Below are 22,809 nucleotides of genomic sequence, written 5' to 3'. Positions count from 1 at the left end.
GAGGCATGTACGCAGGCGCCGCGTTCGGCCTGATCGCCGCGCTCGCGCTGACCGCCTGCGGTGGCGGCGACGACAGCGACAGCAATCCGCTGACGGGCAGCAGCACCGGCAGCGCCGGCGACGGCAAGTCCATCGTCGTCGGCTCCGCGAACTTCCCCGAGAACCAGCTGCTCGCCGAGATCTACGCTCAGGCCCTGGAGTCCAAGGGGCTCAAGGTGACCCGCAAGTTCGACATCGGAGCCCGCGAGGTCTACTACGACCAGGTGGTCAAGGGCGGCATCGGTGTCTTCCCGGAGTACAACGGGGCGTTGCTGGCGGTGGCGGTCGACCCGAAGAGCACCGCCACCAGTACGGAGGACATCAACGCCGAGCTGAAGAAGAAGCTCCCTTCCTCGGTGGAGATACTCGACTCCTCCGAGGCCGAGGACAAGGACTCGGTCACGGTCACCTCCGAGACCGCCGCCAAGTACAACCTCAAGACCCTCGCCGACCTCAAGCCCGTCGCGGGCGAACTGGCGATCGGCGCGGGCTCGGAGTTCAAGACCCGCACGCAGGGGCTGGTCGGTCTGAAGAGCGTCTACGGCGTCGAGTTCAAGAAGTTCCAGCCGCTCGACGCGGGTGCCCAGAGCACCCTGCTGAAGCTCCTGCAGAACGGCACGGTCCAGGCCGCCAACCTCTACACCACCGACCCGGCCATCGTCGAGGACAAGCTGGTCGTGCTGGAGGACCCGAAGAACCTCTTCTCCTCGCAGAACGTCACGCCCCTGGTCTACAAGTCCGCCGTCAACGACACGGCCAAGACCGCGCTCAACGGCGTATCGGCCAAGCTCACCACCGAAGACCTCCTGGACATGATGAAGAAGCTGGTCGACGACAAGGAGGACGCCGCCGACGTCGCGAAGGAGTGGCTGACGAGCGCAGGCCTCGGGAGCTGACCGGTTCGGACAGGCCCACACCGTCCGCCCAGCGCGCTCCTGCCCGCCACCTCGGGCAGGAGCGCGGGGACCTTTGGCGGACGCGGTTCGCCGGCGCCCGGACAGGGCCCGCTGGGACGCGGCCTGGGGGCTCCTGGTCCGGGCGGTGCGGACCGGAGCCCCCGACCTGGGTAGAGGCGGATGCGGAGGCGCCCCTGTCCTTCCACGCCGCGATGCGGAAAGTGGGCGGCCCGACGTCGTCCGGCACATCCCGTACCAGCCGATGTCGCGCCCCAGCCGCACGACGACGTCACCGGAGGACCGCCCCTCGGCCCGCAGCAGGATCCCCGCCTCGGCCGCCCACCGGTCGACGGCACAGCGACGTCCGGGCGGCACCGTCTCCGGCAGATCCGGCGCCGCCACAGCTCGACCGCCGCCGGTCGGCACCTCGGCCCCGGACCGGGTCCGCAGCTCACCGGTCCTGCGTACGTCCCACAGATGGCGGTGCAGGTCGAGGCGGAACCGCCTGTTCGGCCAAGGATGCGGATGACGGGAGGCGCCGCCCTCCGAAGGGGAGCCGTCCCACAGCTCGAGGCTGATCCGCTGCCCGGCGTCCGCCCAGGCAGGCGGGGTTCGCACCATGAGATGCATGGGGCGGTCCCGCCCGGGAGCCGCGTACCGAGCCGGCGAGACGGTCAGCCCCGGACGCAGCAACCCGTCGGGAGCGATCCTCGGCAGGTGCCAGCGCAGCAGGTCGGGAGCCAGATGGCGGAGATCGGCGCGGATCCGGGCCGCGAGTTCCCGGCCATGGGTCCGGGCCACAGAAACGCAGCTGGAGATCGGCGTCGACACCCCCGCGGCGCACGCCCCTGCCCAGTCGCCGACGCGTCGGCGGGCGGTCGCGGTCTCGATCATGGAGGGCGGCACGGCGAACTCTCGCACGCGCGGCCAGAAGGAAAGGCTGGAATCCCTGTTCGCGGTCCAAGTGAGCATCAGCACTCACCTTGCGCGGACGGGACCCCCAATCTGCCAACGGAATGAGTCGTCATCGCCGCGGAGCCTGGCGTCGTTCGCTGCGGTCCGTCAGCCGCGTTTCGACGTCCTGGGTCCGCCGACGGTTCGTCCACGAGCGCGGCGGCATCCCGCAACCGGCCCGGCGAAGGCGATTGTTAGCCTTGGCTGTGATCGGTTTCCCCCTACCCGGGCCGGGTTCGCGATGAGCGTCGTCGACTCCTTCCCGCTCGGCGCCGCGACCACCCTGGCCGAACTCGCCGAGGACCCGCATCCGCGACTGGCGCTGCTGCGTGCCCACGAGCCCGTGTCCTGGCTGCCCGAGCTGGACGGCTGGCTGGTGACCCGTCGCGATCTCGCGATGGGCGTGATGCGGGACGCCGCGACCTTCACCGTCGACGACCCCCGGTTCTCCACCGCCCAGGTCGTCGGGCCGAGCATGCTGTCCCTGGACGGCGACGCGCACGCCCGTCACCGCGACCCTTTCGCCGCTCCGTTCCGGCCCCGGGAGGTGCGCGACGGCTTCGCCTCGTCCATCGAGCGGGAGACCGACCGGCTCATCACCGCACTGGAACCGGCCGGCGCCGTCGACCTGCGACGCGCCTTCGCCGGCCCGCTCGCGGTCGCCGTCGTGACCGAGGCACTCGGGCTGGTCGGCACCACCGCGGCCACGGTGCTCTCCTGGTACGACTCCATCGTGCGGTCGGTCTCGGACATCACCGCCGGACTCCAGGCGGGGGCCGCCGGCGCCGTGGCGTACGGGCAGCTGCGTGCGGCCGTGGAAGCCACCGTCGCCGACGGACGGGGTGCTTCGTCGCTCCTGGTCTCCGCGGCCGAGCGGCTGGGGCTGTCCGAGGTGGCGTCCAATGCCGCGGTCCTGATGTTCGGCGGCATCGAGACCACCGAGGCGATGATCACCAACGCGCTGCTGCACCTGCTGAGCCATCCCGGCCAGCTCGTCCTCGTCCGCGCCGACGCCGACCTGCTGGACGGCGCGATCGAGGAATCGCTGCGCCTCGAACCGGGCGCCGCGGTGGTGGACCGCTACGCCACCCGCGACACCGTCCTCGGCCCCGCCACGATCCGCCGCGGTCAACTGGTCACGGTCTCCCTGACGGGAGCGGGCCGCGACCCGGCCGTCTTCCCCGACCCCGACCGGTTCGACGTCCGCCGCGAGAACGCCCGCCTCCACCTGGCCTTCGCCCACGGCCCCCACCACTGCCTCGCCGCGCACCTCGCCCGCCTGGAGACCCGGATCGCCCTGCGGCGCCTGCTCGAACGCCTCCCCGCCCTGCGCCTCGACCCGACCCGCCCGACCGCGCCGTACGGCCTGGTCTTCCGCAAGCCCCCGGTCCTGCACGTGCTGTGGGACAGGCCCGCCTGACAGGAGCATCCGTGACGTACGACCTCACAGCCATCCGCTCCCAGTTCCCCGCCCTGACGGCGAACACCGCCCACTTCGACGGCCCCGGCGGCACCCAGACGCCCCGACCGGTCATCCAGGCCATCGCTGACGCGCTGGCCCACCCCCTGTCGAACCGGGGGCACACGGCGCCGGGGGAGCGCAATGCCGAGAACATCGTCACCGAGGCCCGCCGGGCCATGGCCGACCTGCTGGGCGCGGAGCCTTCGGGGATCGTCTTCGGCCGCAGTGCCACCCAGCTCGCCTACGACCTCTCCCGCACTCTCGCCAGGACGTGGTCGCCCGGAGACGAAGTGGTCGTCACCCGCCTCGACCACGACGCCAACATCCGTCCCTGGATCCAGGCCGCCGAGCGGGCCGGGGCCACCGTGCGTTGGGCCGACTTCGCCCCGGCCACCGGGGAGTTGACCGTCGACGACATCCGCGCCGTGCTGTCCGAGCGCACCCGGCTGGTCGCCGTCACCGCCGCGTCCAACCTGATCGGCACCCGGCCCCCGATCGCCGAGATCTCCCGACTCGCGCACGACATCGGGGCGTTCACCTACGTCGACGGCGTCCACCACACCGCTCACACGTCGGTCGACGTGGAGCGGCTCGGCGCGGACTTCTTCGCGTGTTCCCCGTACAAGTTCCTCGGCCCCCACCACGGAGTCCTCGCCGCCCGGCCGGAACTGCTGGAGACGCTGCGGCCGGACAAGCTCCTGCCCTCCAGCGACGCCGTCCCGGAGCGCTTCGAACTGGGCACCCTGCCCTACGAGTTCCTCGCCGGCACCACCGCGGCGGTCGCCTTCCTCGCCGGCCTGGACACGAGTGCCGGCGGCACGCGACGACAGCGCCTCATCGCGGCGTACACAGCGCTCGAAGCCCACGAGGACAGCCTGCGCACGCAGCTGGACAAGGGGCTGTCCTCGCTCGACGGCGTCACGATCCACTCCAGGGCGGCCGATCGCACTCCCACCCTGTTGCTGACGTTCGACAAGCACAGCACGATGGACGCGTACCGCTTCCTCGCGGAGCGCGGCGTCCACGCGCCGTCGGGATCCTTCTACGCCGTCGAGGCATCGCGCAGACTCGGCCTCGGCGACACCGGCGGCCTCCGCATCGGCCTCGCGCCCTACACCAGCACCGAGGATGTCGACCGGCTCCTGACGGGGTTGTCCGAGTTCCTGACATCCCGGTGAGCCGTTGAACGGAGAGCAGGTCATGACCACATTCCCCACCGCCCGGGCCGTCCGGACCACCCCGGAAGGCCTTCTGTGGGAGCCCAGCGAACGCTGGGTCCGTGGCCTCAAGGACGACGTGACGGTCGTCGACAGCCGGCATCCCGTCCTCGTCTGGGAACCAGACGTCCCCGTGCCGCTGTACGCCTTCCCCCGCGATGAGGTCCGCGAGGACCTGCTCCGCCCGGCGAAGAACCCCCCGACGGGCACGCACACCGGCTCGCGGATCTTCTACGACCTCGAGATCGACGGCGAGATCGTGGAGAACGCGGCCTGGACCTTCCCCGCCGCCGACCTCGCCGACCACATCGCCTTCGAATGGTTCCGGCGTGTCGGCCGGGGCCTGGACCACTGGTACGAGGAAGAGGAGGAGATCTTCATCCACCCCCGCGACCCGCAGAAACGGGTGGACGCGATCCCCAGCAGCCGCCACGTCGTGGTCGAGCTCGACGGCACCGTCGTCGCGGACACCCGCCGCCCGGTCCTGGTGTTCGAGACAGGTCTGCCCACGCGGTACTACATCCCCCGCGACGACGTCCGCCTCGACCTGCTCGACCACACCGACCACAGCACCGGCTGCCCCTACAAGGGCACCGCCCGCTACTGGTCGTGGCGGACCGACGCCGACGTACCGCCGAACATCGTCTGGAGCTACCCGGACCCGCTGCCCGCGGTGGCTGCCGTCAAGGGACTCCTTGCCTTCTACAACGAGGCGGTCGACATCACCGTCGACGGCGAGCGGCAGCAGCGCCCCGTCACCCCGTTCACCACGATGCTCTCGATGCCATCACCGGAGTAACCGGCGCACATCATCCCGAACCGACACTCCCCACGTGACCTGGCTCTCATGGCAAGGCGACCGCATTGCCGCGAGCATGGAGTCCTCACCGGCAGTTCGAAAGGATCCGGAATGCTCCGCAAGGTACTGGTCGCCAACCGAGGCGAGATCGCGATTCGAGCCTTCCGCGCCGGATATGAGCTCGGCGCGAGGACCGTCGCCGTCTTCCCGCACGAGGACCGCAACTCGCTGCACCGGATGAAGGCCGACGAGGCCTACGAGATCGGCGAGCCGGGGCACCCGGTCAGGGCCTACCTCTCCGTCGAGGAGATCATCCGCGCCGCCCGTCTGGCCGGTGCCGACGCCGTCTACCCGGGCTACGGATTCCTCTCCGAGAACCCCGAACTGGCCCAGGCGTGCGAGGACGCGGGCATCACCTTCGTCGGACCGAGCGCGCACATCCTGGAGCTGACGGGCAACAAGGCGCGCGCGGTGGCCGCCGCCCGCGCGGCCGGCGTACCGGTGCTGGGCTCCTCGGCGCCCTCGACCGACGTGGACGAGCTGGTGCGGGCCGCCGAGGACATCGGCTTCCCCGTGTTCGTGAAGGCTGTCGCCGGCGGCGGAGGGCGCGGCATGCGCCGCGTCCAGGAGCCCGCCCAGTTGCGCGAGTCCATCGAGGCGGCGGCCCGCGAGGCGGCGTCCGCGTTCGGCGACGCCACCGTCTTCCTGGAGAAAGCCGTCGTCGAACCCCGTCACATCGAGGTGCAGATCCTCGCCGACGGACAGGGCAACGTCATCCACCTCTTCGAGCGCGACTGCTCCGTGCAGCGCCGCCACCAGAAGGTCATCGAGCTGGCGCCCGCGCCCAACCTCGACCCGGCGCTGCGCGAGCGGATCTGCGCCGACGCCGTACGGTTCGCCCGCGAGATCGGCTACCGCAACGCGGGCACCGTGGAGTTCCTCCTCGACCGCGAGGGCAACCACGTCTTCATCGAGATGAACCCGCGCATCCAGGTCGAGCACACGGTGACCGAGGAGGTCACCGACGTCGACCTGGTACAGGCGCAGCTGCGCATCGCCGCCGGCGAGACCCTCGCCGACCTCGGCCTCTCCCAGGAGACCGTCACCCTGCACGGCGCCGCCCTCCAGTGCCGGATCACCACCGAGGACCCCGCCAACGGCTTCCGCCCGGACACCGGCAGGATCAGCGCCTACCGCTCGCCCGGCGGCTCGGGCATCCGCCTGGACGGCGGCACCACCCACGCGGGTACGGAGATCAGCGCGCACTTCGACTCGATGCTGGTGAAACTCACCTGCCGGGGCCGGGACTTCACGACCGCGGTGCGCCGGGCCCGGCGTGCCGTGGCCGAGTTCCGCATCCGCGGCGTCGCCACCAACATCCCGTTCCTGCAGGCGGTCCTCGACGACCCGGACTTCCAGGCCGGTAACGTCACCACGTCGTTCATCGAACAGCGCCCGCACCTGCTCACCGCCCGCCACTCCGCCGACCGCGGCACCAAGCTGCTGACCTACCTCGCCGACGTGACGGTGAACAAGCCCCACGGCGAGCGGCCCGAACTGATCGACCCCACGACCAAACTGCCGCGCCCCGCCGACACGGAACCGCCCGCGGGATCCAAGCAGAAGCTCACCGAACTCGGCCCCGAGGGCTTCGCCCGGTGGCTGCGCGAGTCCCCGACCATCGGCGTCACCGACACCACCTTCCGCGACGCCCACCAGTCGCTGCTGGCCACCCGAGTCCGCACCAAGGACATGCTCGCCGTCGCCCCGCTGGTGGCCCGCACCCTGCCCGAGCTGCTGTCCCTGGAGTGCTGGGGCGGCGCCACCTACGACGTCGCGCTGCGCTTCCTCGCCGAGGACCCCTGGGAACGCCTGGCCGCCCTGCGCGAGGCCGTGCCGAACCTGTGCCTGCAGATGCTGCTGCGCGGCCGCAACACCGTGGGCTACACGCCGTACCCGACCGAGGTGACCGACGCCTTCGTGGAGGAGGCCGCGGCGACCGGCATCGACATCTTCCGCATCTTCGACGCGCTCAACGACGTGGGCCAGATGCGGCCCGCCATCGACGCCGTACGGGCGACCGGGACCGCCGTCGCCGAGGTCGCCCTGTGCTACACCTCCGACCTGTCCGACCCGAACGAGCGGCTGTACACCCTCGACTACTACCTCCGCCTGGCCGAACAGATCGTGGCCGCGGGCGCCCATGTCATCGCCGTCAAGGACATGGCCGGCCTGCTGCGCGCCCCGGCCGCCGCGAAGCTGGTCTCGGCGCTGCGCCGCGAGTTCGACCTGCCGGTGCACCTGCACACCCACGACACGGCCGGCGGCCAGCTCGCCACCTACCTCGCCGCGATCCAGGCCGGTGCGGACGCCGTGGACGGGGCGGTCGCCTCGATGGCGGGCACCACCTCGCAGCCGTCGCTGTCGGCGATCGTGGCGGCGACCGACCACTCCGAGCGGCCCACCGGCCTGGACCTGCGGGCGGTCGGTGACCTGGAGCCGTACTGGGAGAGCGTCCGCAAGATCTACGCACCGTTCGAGGCGGGCCTGGCCTCGCCGACCGGCCGTGTCTACGACCACGAGATCCCTGGCGGGCAGCTGTCCAACCTGCGCACGCAGGCCGTCGCGCTGGGCCTCGGTGACCGTTTCGAGGACATCGAGGCGATGTACGCCGCCGCCGACCGCATCCTCGGCCACCTGGTGAAGGTCACCCCGTCGTCCAAGGTGGTCGGCGACCTCGCCCTGCACCTGGTCGGCGCCGGGGTGGTGCCCGAGGAGTTCGAGGCGACGCCGGACAAGTTCGACATCCCAGACTCCGTCATCGGCTTCCTGCGCGGCGAGCTCGGCACCCCGCCCGGCGGCTGGCCGGAACCCTTCCGCAGCAGGGCGCTCCAGGGCCGCGCCGAGGCCAAGCCCGTGCAGGAGCTGGCCGCTGAGGACCGTACGGGACTGGAGAAGGACCGGCGCGCGACGCTCAACCGGCTGCTGTTCCCGGGGCCGACGCGCGAGTTCGAGACGCACCGTCAGAGCTTCGGCGACACCAGCGTGCTGGACAGCAAGGCCTTCTTCTACGGCCTCAGGCCCGGAAAGGAGTACGCCGTCGACCTGGAGCCCGGCGTGCGGCTCCTCATCGAGCTGGAAGCCGTCGGCGAGGCCGACGAACGCGGCATGCGCACCGTGATGTCCGCGCTGAACGGCCAGCTGCGGCCGATCCAGGTCCGTGACGCCGCCGCCTCCTCCGACGTGCCGGTGACCGAGAAGGCCGACCGCTCCAAGCCCGGCCACGTCCCCGCGCCGTTCGCCGGTGTGGTGACGCTCGCGGTCGCCGAGGGCGACGAGGTGGCGGCCGGTGCCACGGTGGCCACGATCGAGGCGATGAAGATGGAGGCCACGATCACCGCCCCGAAGGCCGGACGGGTGTCCCGGCTCGCCATCAACAAGATCCAGCAGGTGGAGGGCGGAGACCTGCTCGTCGAGATCGCGTAGCTTGGCGGAACGCTGCCGCCCGCTTCCTCACGGCCCTTCTGCATTGCGGCCCGGTCGGGGGCGGCGGAGCCTGGACGTTCGGACACAGGTGCCGGGCAGAGAGGAGAGCGGGCGATGGCGAGTGACGCGGGCGCACCGGACGCCGAGCGGCGACGGCTGGCGGAGGCCGACGCGGGCGCGGCGCCCTGGCGGCGCTGGGGCCCGTACCTGAGCGAACGCCAGTGGGGCACGGTCCGGGAGGACTACAGCCCCGACGGCGACGCCTGGTCGCACTTCACCCACGACCAGGCCCGCTCCCGCGCCTACCGGTGGGGCGAGGACGGCATCGCCGGCGTCAGCGACGACAAACAGCGCCTGTGCCTCGCCCTCGCCCTGTGGAACGGCCGCGACCCGATCCTCAAGGAACGGATGTTCGGCCTGACCAACGCCGAGGGTAACCACGGCGAGGACGTCAAGGAGTACTACTTCTATCTCGACAGCACGCCCACGCACTCGTACATGAAGTTCCTCTACAAGTACCCGCAGGGCGCGTTCCCCTACGCCGACCTCGTCGACACCAACCGGTCCCGCGACCGCCGCGACACCGAGTACGAACTCCTGGACACCGGCGTCTTCGACGAGGACCGCTACTTCGACGTGTTCGTCGAGTACGCGAAGGCCGGACCGGAGGACCTGCTCCTCGAGATCACCGCGCACAACCGCGGACCCGACGAGGCCACGCTCCACCTGCTCCCGACTCTCTGGTTCCGGCACACCTGGTCCTGGGCGGGCGGCTCGGCGGTGCCGACTCTGCACGCGGAGGACGGGGCCGTCCGCGCCGACCACGAGGAACTCGGCACCCGCAGGCTCTACTTCGAGGGCGCCGAAACCCTCTTCACCGACAACGAGACCAACAACGAGCGCATCTTCGACAGCGCGAACACCACGCCGTACGTCAAGGACGGCATCGACCGGTACGTCGTCCACGGTGACCCGGACGCCGTCAACCCGGGGCGCACCGGAACCAAGGCGGCCGTCCACCACGTCCTGACGGTCCCGGCCGGCGCGAGCACCACGATCCGTCTGCGCCTGACCGACGCCGAACTCGCCGACCCCTGGGGCGAGTTCCAATCGACCATGGACATCCGCCGCACCGAGGCCGACGCCTTCTACGATGGCGTCACCCCAAAAGGGGTGGGCGAGGAGCAGCGACACCTCGTCCGGCAGGCGCTGGCCGGGATGCTGTGGAGCAAGCAGTACTACTACCTGGACGTCGAGCGCTGGCTCACCGAACACGGCGTCGACCCGCTCTCCGCCGACCCCCGGGTCCGCAACAGCGCCTGGTACCACATGGTCAACGACGAGATCATGTCGATGCCGGACACCTGGGAGTACCCGTGGTTCGCGGCCTGGGACCTCGCCTTCCACACCCTGCCCCTGTCCATGGTCGACATCGGCTTCGCGAAGGGCCAGCTGGCGCTGCTGCTGCGACGCCTCCTGCTGCATCCCAACGGCCAGATCCCGGCGTATGAATGGAACTTCGGGGACGTCAACCCGCCCGTGCACGCCTGGGCGGTGCTCTTCGTCTACGAACTGGAGAAGCAGCGCACCGGCCACGGCGACCGGGCCTTCCTGGAGAACGCCTACCAGAAGCTGATGAAGAACTTCACCTGGTGGCTCAACCGCAAGGACGTCGACGGCAACAACGTCTTCCAGGGCGGCTTCCTCGGCCTCGACAACATCGGCGTCTTCGACCGAAGCGCCCCGCTGCCCACCGGCGGCCACCTCGACCAGGCCGACGGCACCGCCTGGATGGCGCTGTACTGCCAGAACCTCCTGGACATCGCCATCGAACTCGCCGTCGACAACCCGGTATACGTCGAGCAGGCGCAGATGCTGTTCGAGCAGTTCGCGTGGATCGCCGTCGCCATGAACCGCATCGGCAAGGACAACGCCAGCCTGTGGGACGAGGAGGACGGCTTCTTCTACGACGTCCTGCGGCTGCCCGACGGCACCGCGACCCCGCTGAAGGTGCGCTCCCTCGTCGGGTTGATACCCCTCGCGGCGACCAGCGTGATCGGCGGTAAGGCACACCGCATCTTCCCCGAACTGGTCCAGGGGGCACAGGAGTTCGTCAGGCGGCACCCGGCCGTCGAGGCGTACGTCTCGCGGCACGCCACCACGGATCCCACCGTCGACGGCCGCTATCTCTTCGCCCTGTTCGGCGAGGACCGGCTGCGCCGCATCCTGGCCCGCATGCTCGACGAGGGCGAGTTCCTCGGCCCGCACGGCATCCGCTCCCTGTCCCGCCACCACGCCGAGCACCCCTACACCTTCGAGGTGCACGGTCAGACGTACGGCGTCGGCTATCTGCCCGCCGAGTCCGACTCGGGCATGTTCGGCGGCAATTCCAACTGGCGTGGCCCGGTGTGGTTCCCGGTCAACATCCTCCTCATCCGCGCCCTGCTGAACCTGCACGGTTACCACGGCCCCGACTTCACGGTGGAGTGCCCGACCGGCTCCGGTCGGCGGATGAACCTGTACGAGGTCGCCCGCGAGATCGCCGACCGGCTCACCTCCACCTTTCTGCGCGACCCCGACGGCCACCGCCCGGTGCACGGCAGCCGGCCCGAGTTCGCCAAGGACCCGCACTGGAAGGACCTGATCCTCTTCTACGAGTACTTCCACGGCGACAACGGGGCCGGCCTCGGCGCCTCCCACCAGACCGGCTGGACGGGTCTGGTGGCCGCCACCGCGACGCTGTTCCACACCATCAGCGCCGACGACTGGCACCGCGGCGGCCGGGAGTCCCTGAAGCCCGTGGGCGAGTGCGAGGAGCCCCTGTCGTGACGGTCGTCTACGAGGTCAACACCCTGGTCTGGATGGGCGAGTTGAGCCGACGGTACGGGCGCACGATCGGCCTGGGTGACGTGCCCGGCGAGGTCTGGGACGAAGTGGCCCGCCCCGGCATCGACACCGTCTGGCTGATGGGCGTATGGGAGCGCAGCCCGGCCGGACTGCGCATCGCCCTGCGCGACGAGCAACTCCTGGCCTCCTTCCGCGCGGCCCTGCCCGACCTCACCGAGGCGGACATCACCGGATCCCCGTACTGCGTACAGAACTACGTCGTCGACGCCTTGCTCGGCGGGCCGGAGGGCCTGGCCGCCGCCCGCGCCCAACTGGCCGCGCGTGGACTGCGGTTGATTCTCGACTACGTCCCCAACCACGTGTCCCCCGACCACCCCTGGCTCACCGAACGCCCCGACTGCCTGATCCAGGGCACGACGGAGGACCTCGGCCGGGCACCCGACGCCTTCGTCGAAACCGGCGGACGGGTCTATGCCCGGGGCCGCGACCCGTATTTCCCGCCCTGGCCGGACGTGGTCCAGCTCAACGCCTTCAGCGACGGCCTGCGCGCGGCGACGGTGGACACGCTCGTCTCCATCGGCGACCAGGCGGACGGCGTGCGCTGCGACATGGCGATGCTGATGATGAACGACGTCTTCGCCAAGACCTGGGGAGACCGGGCGGGTCCGGCTCCCGCCGAGGACTTCTGGCCGTACGTCATCCCGCGCGTCCGCGCCCGCCACCCCGACCTCCTCTTCGTCGCCGAGGCGTACTGGGACCTCGAATCGGCCCTCCAGCAGCAGGGCTTCGACCACTGCTACGACAAGCGGCTCTACGACCGCCTGTGCCACGAGAACGCCGGCTCCGTCCGCGCACATCTGGGCGCCGAACTCGCCCACCAGCGCGGCCTCGTCCGCTTCATCGAGAACCACGACGAGCCGCGGGCCGCCGCGACCCTGCCGGGCGACCGGGGCCGCGCGGCAGCCATGGCCGTCGCGACCCTCCCCGGCGCGACGCTCTGGCACGAGGGCCAGTTCGAGGGCCGCCGCGTACGCCCACCGGTCTTCCTCTCCCGCAGACCGCAGGAACCGGCCGACGAACGGCTGCGCGACTTCTACGGCCGTCTGCTGCGGGCGGCATCCGCCGTACGCCGGGGCGAATGGCGGCCGCTGACCCCGACCGGCTGGCCGGACAACGACACCCACCGCACCCTGCTGTCCTGGACGTGGACGCAGAAGGAGACCCGCCACCTGGTCGTCGTCAACCACTCCGACCGCCCGGCCCAGGCGCGGCTGCCCCTGCCCTGGGCCGACCTCCGGGGCGCCGAGTACCACCTGACGGATCTGCTCACCGGGCAGACGTACGACCGCGAGGGCGACGAACTGACCGACCCGGGACTCTTCGTGGCCCTGGACGCCTGGGAGGGACACGTCCTGACGGTGTCGGCCAGGGTCACCTCGTAACAGCTTTTCTCGTCACTGTCACTGCAGGGGGCGTGGAAAGGTCTTCAACGCCCCGGCGAGCCCCGCCGCGTCCGTGCCGATCTTCCGGTAGGCGGCGGAGAGCAGGTTCCGTACGCCCTGCTCGGTGAGGTGCAGCTCCTTCGCGACCACCGTCACCGGGTGGCCCTGGGCCGTCATCTCGGCGGCTCGGCGTTGGTGGGCGGTCAGGGTGTCCGTCTGTCCGTAGCGCAGGGGCAGCGGGCGCATTCCGGCGGCGGCCAGCTCTTCCCTGGCCCGGGTGGCCACGGCCTCGGCACCGCAGTGGACGGCGGTCTCCAGCCCCTGGTAGAGCCGGTCGGCGGCCTCCTGCAGCCGGCTGCTGCGGGACAGCGCGGCCCCGTGGCCGACCAGGGCACGGGCCAGTTCGTAGGCGGCGGGGGACTGCTCCAGGTGTTCGACGGCCTGCGCGTGCAGGTGGAGCGCCGCGGGGCCGCCGGTGACCTCGGCCTCGACGTGCAGCGCCTGGCCGATCACCGACACCGCACCGAAGTCGCGGGCCCGCTTGACGGCGTCCTGGGCGAGACGGACCGCCTGGTCGGGCGCGCTGGGTGCGACGGCGGACGCCAGGTCCAGTTGCCAGGGGCACCAGGAGGGGTTGCGCCAGGCCCGCGCTTCCAGCCGGTCCCCGACCTCGGACAGGAGGCTCTCGGCCTCCGTGCGCCGCCCCTGCGCCAGGAGCAGTTCGGCGTACACCGTGCTCGGGTCGGGATAGATGACGGCGTTCGGCACCACCTCGCCGTACTGGTACCGGTCGGCGAGCCGGCGGGCGGCGGCGGTCCGGCCGCGGGCCAGCAGGATCTGGATCAGGATGCCGATGGCGAACCACTGGGCGGGCACGGCGCCTTCGACGCGGTCGGCGATGCGAAGCCCTTCCCGGGCGAGTTGTTCCGCCTCCGCCAGGCAGCCGCGCCGGTAGTGGATGTAACCCAGGAGCGCCTGGCTCAGAGCCAGGTGGGAGCCGCGCCAGCCCTTCGTCTCGCACTCCGCCATGCCCTTGGTGAACAGCTCCTCGGCCCGTCGGGGCTGGTCGCAGTACATGAAGACCAGGGCGACGGAGACCGGCACCTCGAAGCCGCGGTTCTCGTCGGTCCAGCTCATTCCTCCGCGCAGGGCGTCGTCGGCATATGCGAGGACCGTGCGCCGGGGCTCACCACGCACCAGCGCGTCCCATGCCCGCAGCCCCAGGATGTAACGCTCCTCGAGCCCGCGGCCGGTCAGTTTCCCGGCCAGCCGCGTCAACTTGCGGGAGCGGGCGGCCGAGTCGGGCTCGTCGGTGCGGAACGAGCTCCACACGAAGTGTTCGGCCTGCATGCGCAGTTTGATGCGCGGGCTGGTGGCCTGCTGTGCCTCGTCGGCGGCCACCGCCGCGGCCTCGGCCAGCCGGTCGGTGTGGGCCAGCGCCTGGGCGAGCCGGTAGACGATGCCGGCTCGCAGGTCGGGGTCGACGCCGGGCTCCGCCAGCGCCTCCCGGAGATGGCTGACGGTGGCCCTGGGTTCGATCAGGAACGTCGAGCACGCGAGTTCGTGAAGGATGGCCGCACGGTCCTCCGGAGCAGGCGGCTCCTGCAGGGCTCGGGTCAGGACGCGCCGGGCGGCCTCCGGTGCCCCGGAACGGAGGTACTCACGAGCGGCCGCGCGAAGGCATTCGACCACCTCGGACCTTCCGTCGCAGGGAACCTCCAGCAGGTGCCGGGCCGCGGCCATGGGGCCGAGACCCGCGGCGCGGACGGCCTCGGCGGCCCGGTCGTGCATGCCGACGCGCAGATGCGAGGGAACGTCACGGTAGATGGTCGTGGAGACGATGGGGTGGAGGAACTCCAGTCCGCCGCCGGGTCCGTGGCTGTCGGCCAGAATCCGGGCGGTACGCAGCCGCTCGGTCGCCTCGGCGGACTCCTCGTGGCCGATCACCGCGAGGGTCGCGGCGAGCTCCGGCGAGAAGGACCCGCCCAGGACGGCGGCGGCCCATGCGAAGCGGACGGTGGCCGGACTCAGGCGGTGCAGTCGCTCGATCAGACCCGGGCCCTTGACGGCCGCCGCGAGATCCCGCATCACGGGCAACTCGTGCCGCAGGCCCCTCACCTGCCGTTCGCCGAGCCTGATGGCCAGTTCTACGGCCTCGAACGGACTCCCGCCGGTGGCTGTCCAGCATTCGTCGCAGAACTCGTCCTCGGCGTCCTCGCCCACCTCGTTCCTCACGATCCGCGCGACGCCGTCGGCGCTGAGCGGTCCCAGGGTGTGGGGACGGTTCCCGTGACGTTCGACCAGCGTGCGGAAGGCGCTCGCCTCGGGCGGCATGTCGTCGGGCCGGTAGGCGGCGACGATCAGCAGTGGGAGATCGGCGGCCCGTGGCGCGAAGGACGTCAGCCAGCCGAGGGACTCGGCATCGGCCCAGTGCAGGTCGTCCAGGAGCAGTACGACCGGCTTCTTCTTCATCGCCAGGCGTGTCATGACCCAGTCGATGCCGTCGCGCACGCCGGTCGGGTCCGGCACATGGGCGGTGGCCCTCGCCTCGAGACCGAGCGCCACGGCAACGATGTCGTACCAACTGCCCAGGAAGCTACGGAGCTCCGCCTCGTCCATCGCGGCCAGGGCGGGCTGCAGGAGCTGGCGCACGACGTGGAACGCCAGCTCGTGCTCGTTCTCGCCGCCCTTGCCCGAGAGGACCGTGCACCCCTGTGCGAGGGCACGGGCGCGGGCGGCCGAGACGAGGGTGGTCTTCCCCATGCCGGCCGGACCCGCGAAGGTGACGAGTTCGCTCGACGGCGCGCGGGGCACGCCCCCGGCCGTTTCACAGAGTTCTGTCAAGGCGGAGTCGAGTGCCCGCAGTTCCCGGTGGCGTTCGAGCAACGGACGGTTTTCGGTGAGGGATTGCCGCAGCCCAGGCGCCATGTGCGCTACCGCTTCCTGTCGTTGATCCGCGGAGGACGGCGCCGAGCGTACGCCCTCGTGAACGCCCGGCGGCGGTGTTCGGACAGGAGGACAGCGGGGAGGGTGAAATATGCGCTACGGCGAGTTACCTTCTCATTTTTCGGGTAAAATTCCGCGCCTGCGGTCACGGAAGGGCGGATGCCTCCGCGGTGTCCGCGTAACGCGGCACGGTGCGGGACCAGAAGTAGCATCCGCGGATCCAGCCGGCCATGCCGTCCACGTAGCCGATGCCGGCCGCGCTCAACTCCGGCCTGATCTCGTCGTAGAGCGCCTCGAACTCACGGATCGTGCTGTTGATCCGCCGGATGGCGAGCAGGACGGCCGTCGGCAGCGAGCATCCCCGGGCCCGCTGGTGGGCCAGGGCGAGATTGATCAGGCTACCCGCGCGCTGCTCCTTCACCGCGGAGAAAAGGTCGGGTATCCACACCGCCGCGTCCGCCGACAGCCGCGCCAGGCGCCGTACGACGGGATGGTGGAGTTCCCCGGCGGCCAGTTCTCGGGACTGCGCGGCCTCGCAGAGCGGGTGGAACGGTTCGACGCCGGCGATCAGTGAGCGTATCGACCCGCACAGTCCGATCTCCGGTGGTACCGATTCGGCCTGCGACACCGCCTCGTACAGCAGGCCGTGCACGTACTCACGGCTGTTCCACGCCCAGCGCGCGGCCTGGGCGGGTGTGCAGCGCTCCCGCACCTGTCGGTGGAGGTCGGCCAACGCGGCGCCGAGGGGCGTGCTGGGCGGCCGGCCGTCCCTGAGGATCTCGACGCTCTCGCTCAGCATGGGCAGCAGCAGACCGGGCCGGCGGCGGCCGACCTCTTCGGCCCGGTCGTCGAAGATGAACTGGTAGGCGATCTGATTGGCGACGATCTGGAGGATGTCGGCGTCCATGGACGGGCTGTTGTAGGCCGCGAGCTGGGCGGGGCGGGTGGCGCTGATCATGGCCGCCACCGCCGGGTCGTCGGTCAGCCCCCGGGCACGCAGCCAGGTCTGGACGCCCGCCGCCGCCTCGGCCGCGCGGTGATTGTTCTGGAACGGGAAAGGCATGTAAAGGTGGGCGTCGATCAGATCCCTCAGACTGCCGGTCGTGATCATGCCCTGCGGAGCCGCTGCGATGTCCTCATACGTCGTCGGCACCGTTGTCACCTGCCGTTCGGGAGTCCTGTGCGCGGGTCGCTGCGGTCGCTCGGGGGGCTAGGGATCGTGCGCCGGGTGCTGTGCCGGCCGGCGCGTGCGCACGTGGTTCGCACGTCATCACCAGCGACCGGGGTCCCAAGGTCGCGGCGGGGCGCAGCCGTTCGGCGTGTCCGGGCAGATGGCGCAGCCGCCAGCGCCCGGCGATGGTCGCGAGGGCCAGTGTGGCCTCCGCCCACGCGAAGGTGTCCCCGATGCACTTTCGGTTGCCGGCGGAGAAGGGGAGCATCGCGCCGTGCGGATCGGCGATGGCCCGCCCCGGGAGCCAACGCTCGGGAAGGAAACGCTCGGGATCGGGGAACGAGGCGGGATCGTGGTGCAGCAGGTAGGGGCTGTACAGAACGGTGGTTCCCCGGGGGAGCCGGTGCCCGGCGAGCGTCGTGTCCTTGGTGGTGATGCGCGTGAAGAGCCACCCGGGCGGTCGGTGGCGCAGTGTCTCGGCGACGACGCACCGGGTGTAGGTGAGCCGCGGCAGCTCATCGGGGCCCGGCAGCGGCCGGTCGGCCACCACGGCGTCGACCTCGGCGTGCAGCCGGCGTTCCGCCTCCGGATTCCGGGCCAGCAGATCGAGGGCGGAGGCGAGGCAGTTGGAAGGGCTTTCGGATCCGGTGAGCAGCAGTGTGACGAGTTGGTCGTGGACCTCCTGTTCGGTGATCCCCGACGCTGCGCAGCGCGTGGCTGCCAGAAGCGTGTCGAGCATGTCCTCCCGGTCGCCGTTCGGGCTCCTGCGCCGGCGCTCTGCGATCACCTCGTCCACGATCGCGTGCACCCGGTCGAACGCGCGCCGGTAGCGCCGGTTCGCGGGCGTCGGGAGGCGGAACAGGGCGTCGACCGGCACGGCCGTACGGACGAACAGACCACGGACGATGACGGCGAGACAGTCGCCGACCTCGGCGGCCGCCGCGCCCCGAAGCGAGTCGGAGAAGAGAACGTGGTTCATCACCCGGGTGGTCAGGGTCATCGCCGCCGCGCTGACGTCGATCCGGTCTCCCGCCCGCCACTCGCGGCACAGCGACTCGGCCTCCCGGCCGATCAGGTCCGTGTGGTCGGCCACCCGGGAGGGGCGGAAGCCGGGTTGCAGCAGCCTGCGCTGCCGTCGGTGGGTGTCCTGATCACATGTCACCACGCCGTTGCCCATCAACGGCCGCAGCCGGTTGTAGAGCGGGCCCCCCTTGTCGAAGATCCGTGTCTCGACGAGGATGCGGCGGGCCACGTCCGGGTGGCACGCCATCCAGGCGCGGAGCGGGCCGAGGCGCAACTCGACCAGATCACCACGGGTCGGCAGGGAATTCAGAAAATCCAGCGGCCGACGGAACAAGGCAATAGGGTGGCTGACGGTCGGGAATATGCCCGGTGCAGTACCCGCGGTCCATGCTCGTTCTGTTTCAGGTGCGGCATTGCTCATCGAATACCACCTGTCTCAGTCGACGCACGAAAGTCGGTGGTCGGTCCACCGGCTTGGCGTTCGAGTCATGTCCTGCCCAGTCCACTCTGCTGACGGTGGTCCGAATCCTCTGTGCGCGGGGGCGCACGGGAGCACGAAGACGCATTGAGCGGACGACCTTGGGTGTGCAATACACCCAAGGATTGTCGCCTTCTGTCACTCGAACGTTCTTTCGTGCTCCTTTTTCGTTGCGGCGAATCCGAATATGCCGGGCAATCAAAGGTGGGGATCGGGATTGAACACCGGGTGATAGCTCTCCGGCGGTGCGAGATAGCTGGCGGGCAGGCCGCCGGTGTCGACGACGATCTGGTCCACGGCGATCGCCGGGTCGACCATGAAGAGCCGCAGGACGTGTTCGCCGGGTGCGGCGACGGTCACGGTGGCGGTCAGTTTCTCGATGCCCTCCTCGACGTTGCGGGCCCAGGCGTCGCCGCGGTTGCCGGTGGCGACGGACTGTCCGGACAGCACGGTGACCGGCTGGTCGTCCAGGGCGACGGCGATCCGACGGTGACCGCGTTCGTCCAGGGAGGGCAGCCGGAACACGGTGACCGGGAAGGTCCCGGCGCTCGCGAAGCGCACCCGATACCTCAACTCCGGCGCCTGGGCGGCGAAGTCCCCGGTGACCGGGGCCGCCGTCGAGGGCACCGCCTCCATCGCGCCCGTACGCCGGCCGAGCCCGCGCACGGTCCGCCAGTGGGATCCGCCACGGGCCACCCGCTGCTCGAAGTGCGCGGCGTCGATGGACACGTATCCGTTCGCCTCGACGAACCCGCGGGTCCGCCGGCGCGCCCGCTCCCCGTCGTTGACCACCCGCACCGGCACCTCGAATCGTTGCCCGGCACCGGTGACGACGACCGTGGACTCTTGCGCACCCTCGGGAGTGCCCGCCCAGTCGATCTCCACCCACACCCGGGTCTGTTCGGTGAGCGAGCCGCCCGTCGCACTCAGCCGCACCCATGGGTGTCCCGCCTGCGCCGCCCAGTCGACGCTCAGGAAACCGGTGTTGAAGACGTCCACGAAACGCCGGTCACGGGTGTAGGACGAGAACGACAGCGGCCGGCCCGCACCGGTCTCGTTCCCCTCGGCCGCCACGCCCAGCCCCGAGGTCTCCTGCCGGGTGATCCTGATGACGGTCGGCCGGCCCGGCGCCTTGGGGATCTGGGAGGGGTAGGGATTGACGATCCCGTCCCACTTCCCGCCCGCCACCTCGGTGTTGTACCGCTTGGTGATCGCCGCTTCCTCGGCGTGGGCGGCCTCGGCCAGGTCCGCGAAACGGTTCGTGCCGGCCCCGCGCCCCTGCCGGACCGCGAGCGCGTTGCGGTCCGCCCAGTAGTACTTCAGGTTCATCAAGTACGCGCCGTGCACCGGGTATTCGACCAGCTCGTAGAAGGCGTCCCGATAGGCCTCGGGCAACTCGGAGCCCAGCGCCCGGGCGCGCTCCAGCAGCCGTTCGTAGGCGGCCATCCGGCGTCCGGCCTCGTCGCCGTGGTGGACGACGGAGAACATCGACCGGTCGATGAACTCCGGGCGCCGCTCGGCCGCGAGACGGTAGTACTCCGTACGGATCGCGGCGATCTCCGGCCCGTGGGTCCGCCCGAACAGCCGCCCCGCCCACTCCGCGACGAAGTCCTCGACGTCGTCGGCGTCCCAGCGGTCTACGTCCCAGGCCATGTCCATGGAGAAGGACAACCCGGTCTCGATCGACTTGACGTCACCGACGTTGAAGATCCACATCCGGTCGACGCCGTGCTCGTACACCCGCCGCAACTCCTGCCACACCTTGGACAGTTGGGTGGTGTCCAGCCACAGATAGCTGCGCGGGCGGCCCCAGTAGGAGAGGTGGTAGTAGATGCCGTTGCCGCCCGCACGGACGCGCTCCGGCTCGTTCGGCAGCTGGCGCATGTTGCCGTGGTTGTCGTCCGGCCAGATCAGCGTGACGTCGTCCGGGACCTGTACACCCGCGTTGTAGAGATCCAGCACCTCCTTGTACGGGATGAAGATCTGCGGCTCGACCGCCGCGCCGACCTCCTCGGCCAGGATCCGGCGCTGGTCCGCGATGATCTCGTTCATCACCACGACCTTCTCGGGCACGGTCGTGGCGTACTTCGTCTCCAGCGCGGTGTCGTGCAGCCCGCGCATACCGAGCGTCCAACTGCTCTCGTACGACGCGTTCTGCCGCGCTCTGGCTCTCCAGTACTCGGAGATGACACCGGGGTTCACCGTGTAGTCGTACACCGGCAGGGTGCCGTCCGCGCCGGGGTGCTCCTTCGCCCACGGATCCCACTCGTGGACGCCGTTGCGCAGCAGGGCCTCGGGGTGGCTGGAGCCGACGACGATGCCGTAGCGGTCGGCGAGCTCGGGGTTCTCGCGGTGCTTGTTGAAGAAGTCGGAGTACGGATGCATGGCCGGCCACAGGTAGTTGGCCTTCAGGCGCAGCAGCAGCTCGAAGACGCGCTTGTACGTCTCCGGGCCGATGTTCTTGTCCGGCTCCTGGGTGCGGTGGGACCAAGTGGTGAGGTTCTGCTCATCGTTGATGAAGACGCCCCGGTAACGGACGGAGGGTTCACGCCGTTTGAGGCGGCCTGCGGGCACCGTCACGGTGTCGCGGTGGGTGACGGGCACGTCGGCCCACCAGTACCAGGGCGAGACCCCGATACGCTCCGAGGTGTCGTAGACGCCGTAGACCGTGCCGCGCCGGTCGCTGCCCGCGATCACCAGGGCACGGTCCACGCCCGGTAAGGGGCGCTCCACGACCTGGGTGACCGACGCCTCCCAGCGTCCCTTCACCCCGGAGACGTCCAGACGCCGGTCCGTCACGAGCCGGTCGATGACCGGGCTGGCGCCGAGGGTGCCCACCAGGACCAGGTGCGTGGCGCGCGTGGGGAGGGTGTGCAGCAGTTTCGGTCGTACGCCGCTGACCCGTTCGATGTCGGCGGGCAGGTCGCCGGCCGCGCGGACCACGGCCGGGTCGTCCGCCGCGTCCACGAACACGTCGGTGGCGGCGCCGCCCTGGGCCAGGGGAAAGTCCGGCCGGTCCGGGGCGGCGGCCTCGGCGGCCCGGGCGGTCGCGGGCAGCACCCCCGGGAGCAGCGGGGCGACCCCGACGGCCGCCATTCCGCGCAGGAACGACTTGCGGGTCCATGGTCGCGACGGATCCGACGGCTGCGACGGGTCCTGCGGTTCGTTGTGCGGCACGAGACGCTTCCTTTCCGCGCCGGGCACGCCCGGCGGCCCCTCGTGCGGGCCGTCCGGCGGGGTTGGCGCATGGGGCTGGGAGAGAAGGCAGAGGAGATGACGGAATGAATGCGGATGGTGGCAGGGATCGGGCTAGAAAGCGCTTGCTGTCGCACAGTAGGGCAGGGTCGGACGGGGCGTCCAGAGTCATGCGGGGGTGGGGTGCCGGAAGGTGGCAGAGGGGTCAGGAGAGGCCGGTGACGGCGCCTCGGCTGGGGCGGGCCGGGATCGTTGCCCCGGCAGCCTTCGCCGGGTGCGACGGCATCACGCGTGTCGGGGTACGACGATGCCGACCGCGCGACTCCGTCGGTCCTGCCGTGTTCCGCGGAGGTCAGGCGGGGCGTATGGCGCCGCGGATCGCCGACTCGCCGGCGTAGAACACCGACTCCTCGCGGATGTACGCCCCCGGGCCCGGCGCGTGGATCATCGTGCCGTTGCCGATGTAGAGGCCGACGTGGCTGAGGTCGTCGTAGAAGAAGACCAGATCGCCGACGCGGGTGTCGGCGAGGGGCACCGCCGTGCCGGAGGCCGCCTGGGCGGGCGTGGTGCGGGGGAGTTCGACGCCGGCGGCCCGCCAGGCGGCCTGGGTGAGGCCCGCGTTGTCGTACGAGCCCGGGCCGGCCGCGCCCCAGACGCACGGCTTGCCGATCTGGCCGCGGGCGAAGGCGAGGGCGCGGGTCGCCTTGGTCTCGTAGGCGGGGACTTCGGGCGTCGGGGCGACGCCGACGGGGGGTGTGGTGGCGAGAGGGAGGCCCGCGAAGGTGGGGTCTGCCCGGAGCGGAGTCGCTGCCGGGAAGGCGGCGTCTGTCTGGAGGGGGGCGGCCGCGGGGAAG

Annotated in this window: 11 protein-coding genes and 2 pseudogenes; 8 read left to right on the top strand and 5 right to left on the bottom strand. The window is 70.9% G+C overall.

Annotated elements, in window-relative coordinates:
* Nucleotides 1–5 precede the first annotated feature (5 nt).
* The 8 genes and pseudogenes from ACFYO2_RS06965 (at nt 6) to ACFYO2_RS06930 (ending at nt 13,142) form a co-directional block, all read left to right on the top strand.
* On the top strand, nt 6–935 hold the full coding sequence (locus tag ACFYO2_RS06965) for an ABC transporter substrate-binding protein (RefSeq protein WP_388346077.1): 930 nt from the start codon (nt 6–8) through the stop codon (nt 933–935).
* 28 nt (nt 936–963) lie between these two features.
* Nucleotides 964–1,104, top strand: a pseudogene (locus ACFYO2_RS06960) (AAA family ATPase); the annotation flags it as partial.
* Between the two features lie 1,026 nt (nt 1,105–2,130).
* Nucleotides 2,131–3,309 carry a cytochrome P450 gene (locus tag ACFYO2_RS06955; protein WP_388345116.1) on the top strand — a complete coding sequence of 393 codons (1,179 nt, stop codon included), beginning with the start codon at nt 2,131–2,133 and terminating at the stop codon, nt 3,307–3,309.
* Nucleotides 3,310–3,320: 11 nt separating this feature from the next.
* Nucleotides 3,321–4,529, top strand: coding sequence for a cysteine desulfurase-like protein (locus ACFYO2_RS06950; RefSeq protein WP_388345113.1), 1,209 nt, complete (start codon nt 3,321–3,323; stop codon nt 4,527–4,529).
* Nucleotides 4,530–4,551: 22 nt separating this feature from the next.
* Complete coding sequence (locus ACFYO2_RS06945) at nt 4,552–5,367, top strand: DUF427 domain-containing protein (protein WP_388345110.1); 816 nt, start codon at nt 4,552–4,554, stop codon at nt 5,365–5,367.
* Between the two features lie 111 nt (nt 5,368–5,478).
* On the top strand, nt 5,479–8,853 hold the full coding sequence (locus ACFYO2_RS06940; RefSeq protein ID WP_388345108.1) for a pyruvate carboxylase: 3,375 nt from the start codon (nt 5,479–5,481) through the stop codon (nt 8,851–8,853).
* Nucleotides 8,854–8,967: 114 nt separating this feature from the next.
* Nucleotides 8,968–11,682, top strand: a complete 2,715-nt coding sequence (locus tag ACFYO2_RS06935) for a glucosidase (protein ID WP_388345105.1) — start codon at nt 8,968–8,970, stop codon at nt 11,680–11,682.
* The gene (locus tag ACFYO2_RS06930) at nt 11,679–13,142 is read left to right on the top strand and encodes an alpha-amylase (RefSeq protein WP_388345102.1); all 1,464 of its coding nucleotides are present in this window, start codon (nt 11,679–11,681) and stop codon (nt 13,140–13,142) included. The genes ACFYO2_RS06935 and ACFYO2_RS06930 overlap by 4 nt, the downstream gene beginning before the upstream one ends.
* 18 nt (nt 13,143–13,160) lie before the next feature.
* Here ACFYO2_RS06930 and ACFYO2_RS06925 read toward each other — a convergent pair whose 3' ends face one another.
* The 5 genes and pseudogenes from ACFYO2_RS06925 to ACFYO2_RS06905 all read right to left on the bottom strand — a co-directional run.
* The gene (locus ACFYO2_RS06925) at nt 13,161–16,070 is read right to left on the bottom strand and encodes an ATP-binding protein (RefSeq protein ID WP_388345100.1); all 2,910 of its coding nucleotides are present in this window, start codon (nt 16,068–16,070) and stop codon (nt 13,161–13,163) included.
* A 163-nt stretch (nt 16,071–16,233) separates the two neighbouring features.
* Nucleotides 16,234–17,241 (bottom strand): (-)-alpha-amorphene synthase, encoded by a 1,008-nt coding sequence (locus ACFYO2_RS06920; protein ID WP_388345097.1) that lies wholly within the window; start codon nt 17,239–17,241, stop codon nt 16,234–16,236.
* Nucleotides 17,225–18,616: a cytochrome P450 gene (locus tag ACFYO2_RS06915; RefSeq protein WP_388345095.1), complete on the bottom strand. Its 1,392-nt coding sequence runs from the start codon at nt 18,614–18,616 to the stop codon at nt 17,225–17,227. Before ACFYO2_RS06915 ends, ACFYO2_RS06920 begins: the two co-directional genes overlap by 17 nt.
* Before the next feature lie 342 nt (nt 18,617–18,958).
* On the bottom strand, nt 18,959–21,856 hold the full coding sequence (locus tag ACFYO2_RS06910; protein ID WP_388346074.1) for a glycosyl hydrolase 115 family protein: 2,898 nt from the start codon (nt 21,854–21,856) through the stop codon (nt 18,959–18,961).
* A 451-nt stretch (nt 21,857–22,307) separates the two neighbouring features.
* Nucleotides 22,308–22,673: pseudogene (locus ACFYO2_RS06905) on the bottom strand (C40 family peptidase); the annotation flags it as partial.
* Nucleotides 22,674–22,809 lie beyond the last annotated feature (136 nt).

It is taken from the genome of Streptomyces sp. NPDC006602, assembly GCF_042870385.1.
Lineage (GTDB): Bacteria > Actinomycetota > Actinomycetes > Streptomycetales > Streptomycetaceae > Streptomyces.
Note: the sequence above shows the minus strand (reverse complement) of the source record. Positions and strands in the feature narration are given on the sequence as shown.

Bases quoted from the DNA above. Each gene is read 5' to 3' on its own strand.
- ACFYO2_RS06965 (WP_388346077.1), top strand. From the start codon at position 6: ATGTACGCAGGCGCCGCGTTCGGCCTGATCGCCGCGCTCGCGCTGACC.
- ACFYO2_RS06955 (WP_388345116.1), top strand. From the start codon at position 2,131: ATGAGCGTCGTCGACTCCTTCCCGCTCGGCGCCGCGACCACCCTGGCC.
- ACFYO2_RS06945 (WP_388345110.1), top strand. From the start codon at position 4,552: ATGACCACATTCCCCACCGCCCGGGCCGTCCGGACCACCCCGGAAGGC.
- ACFYO2_RS06940 (WP_388345108.1), top strand. From the start codon at position 5,479: ATGCTCCGCAAGGTACTGGTCGCCAACCGAGGCGAGATCGCGATTCGA.
- ACFYO2_RS06935 (WP_388345105.1), top strand. From the start codon at position 8,968: ATGGCGAGTGACGCGGGCGCACCGGACGCCGAGCGGCGACGGCTGGCG.
- ACFYO2_RS06925 (WP_388345100.1), bottom strand. From the start codon at position 16,070: ATGGCGCCTGGGCTGCGGCAATCCCTCACCGAAAACCGTCCGTTGCTC.
- ACFYO2_RS06910 (WP_388346074.1), bottom strand. From the start codon at position 21,856: ATGGCGGCCGTCGGGGTCGCCCCGCTGCTCCCGGGGGTGCTGCCCGCG.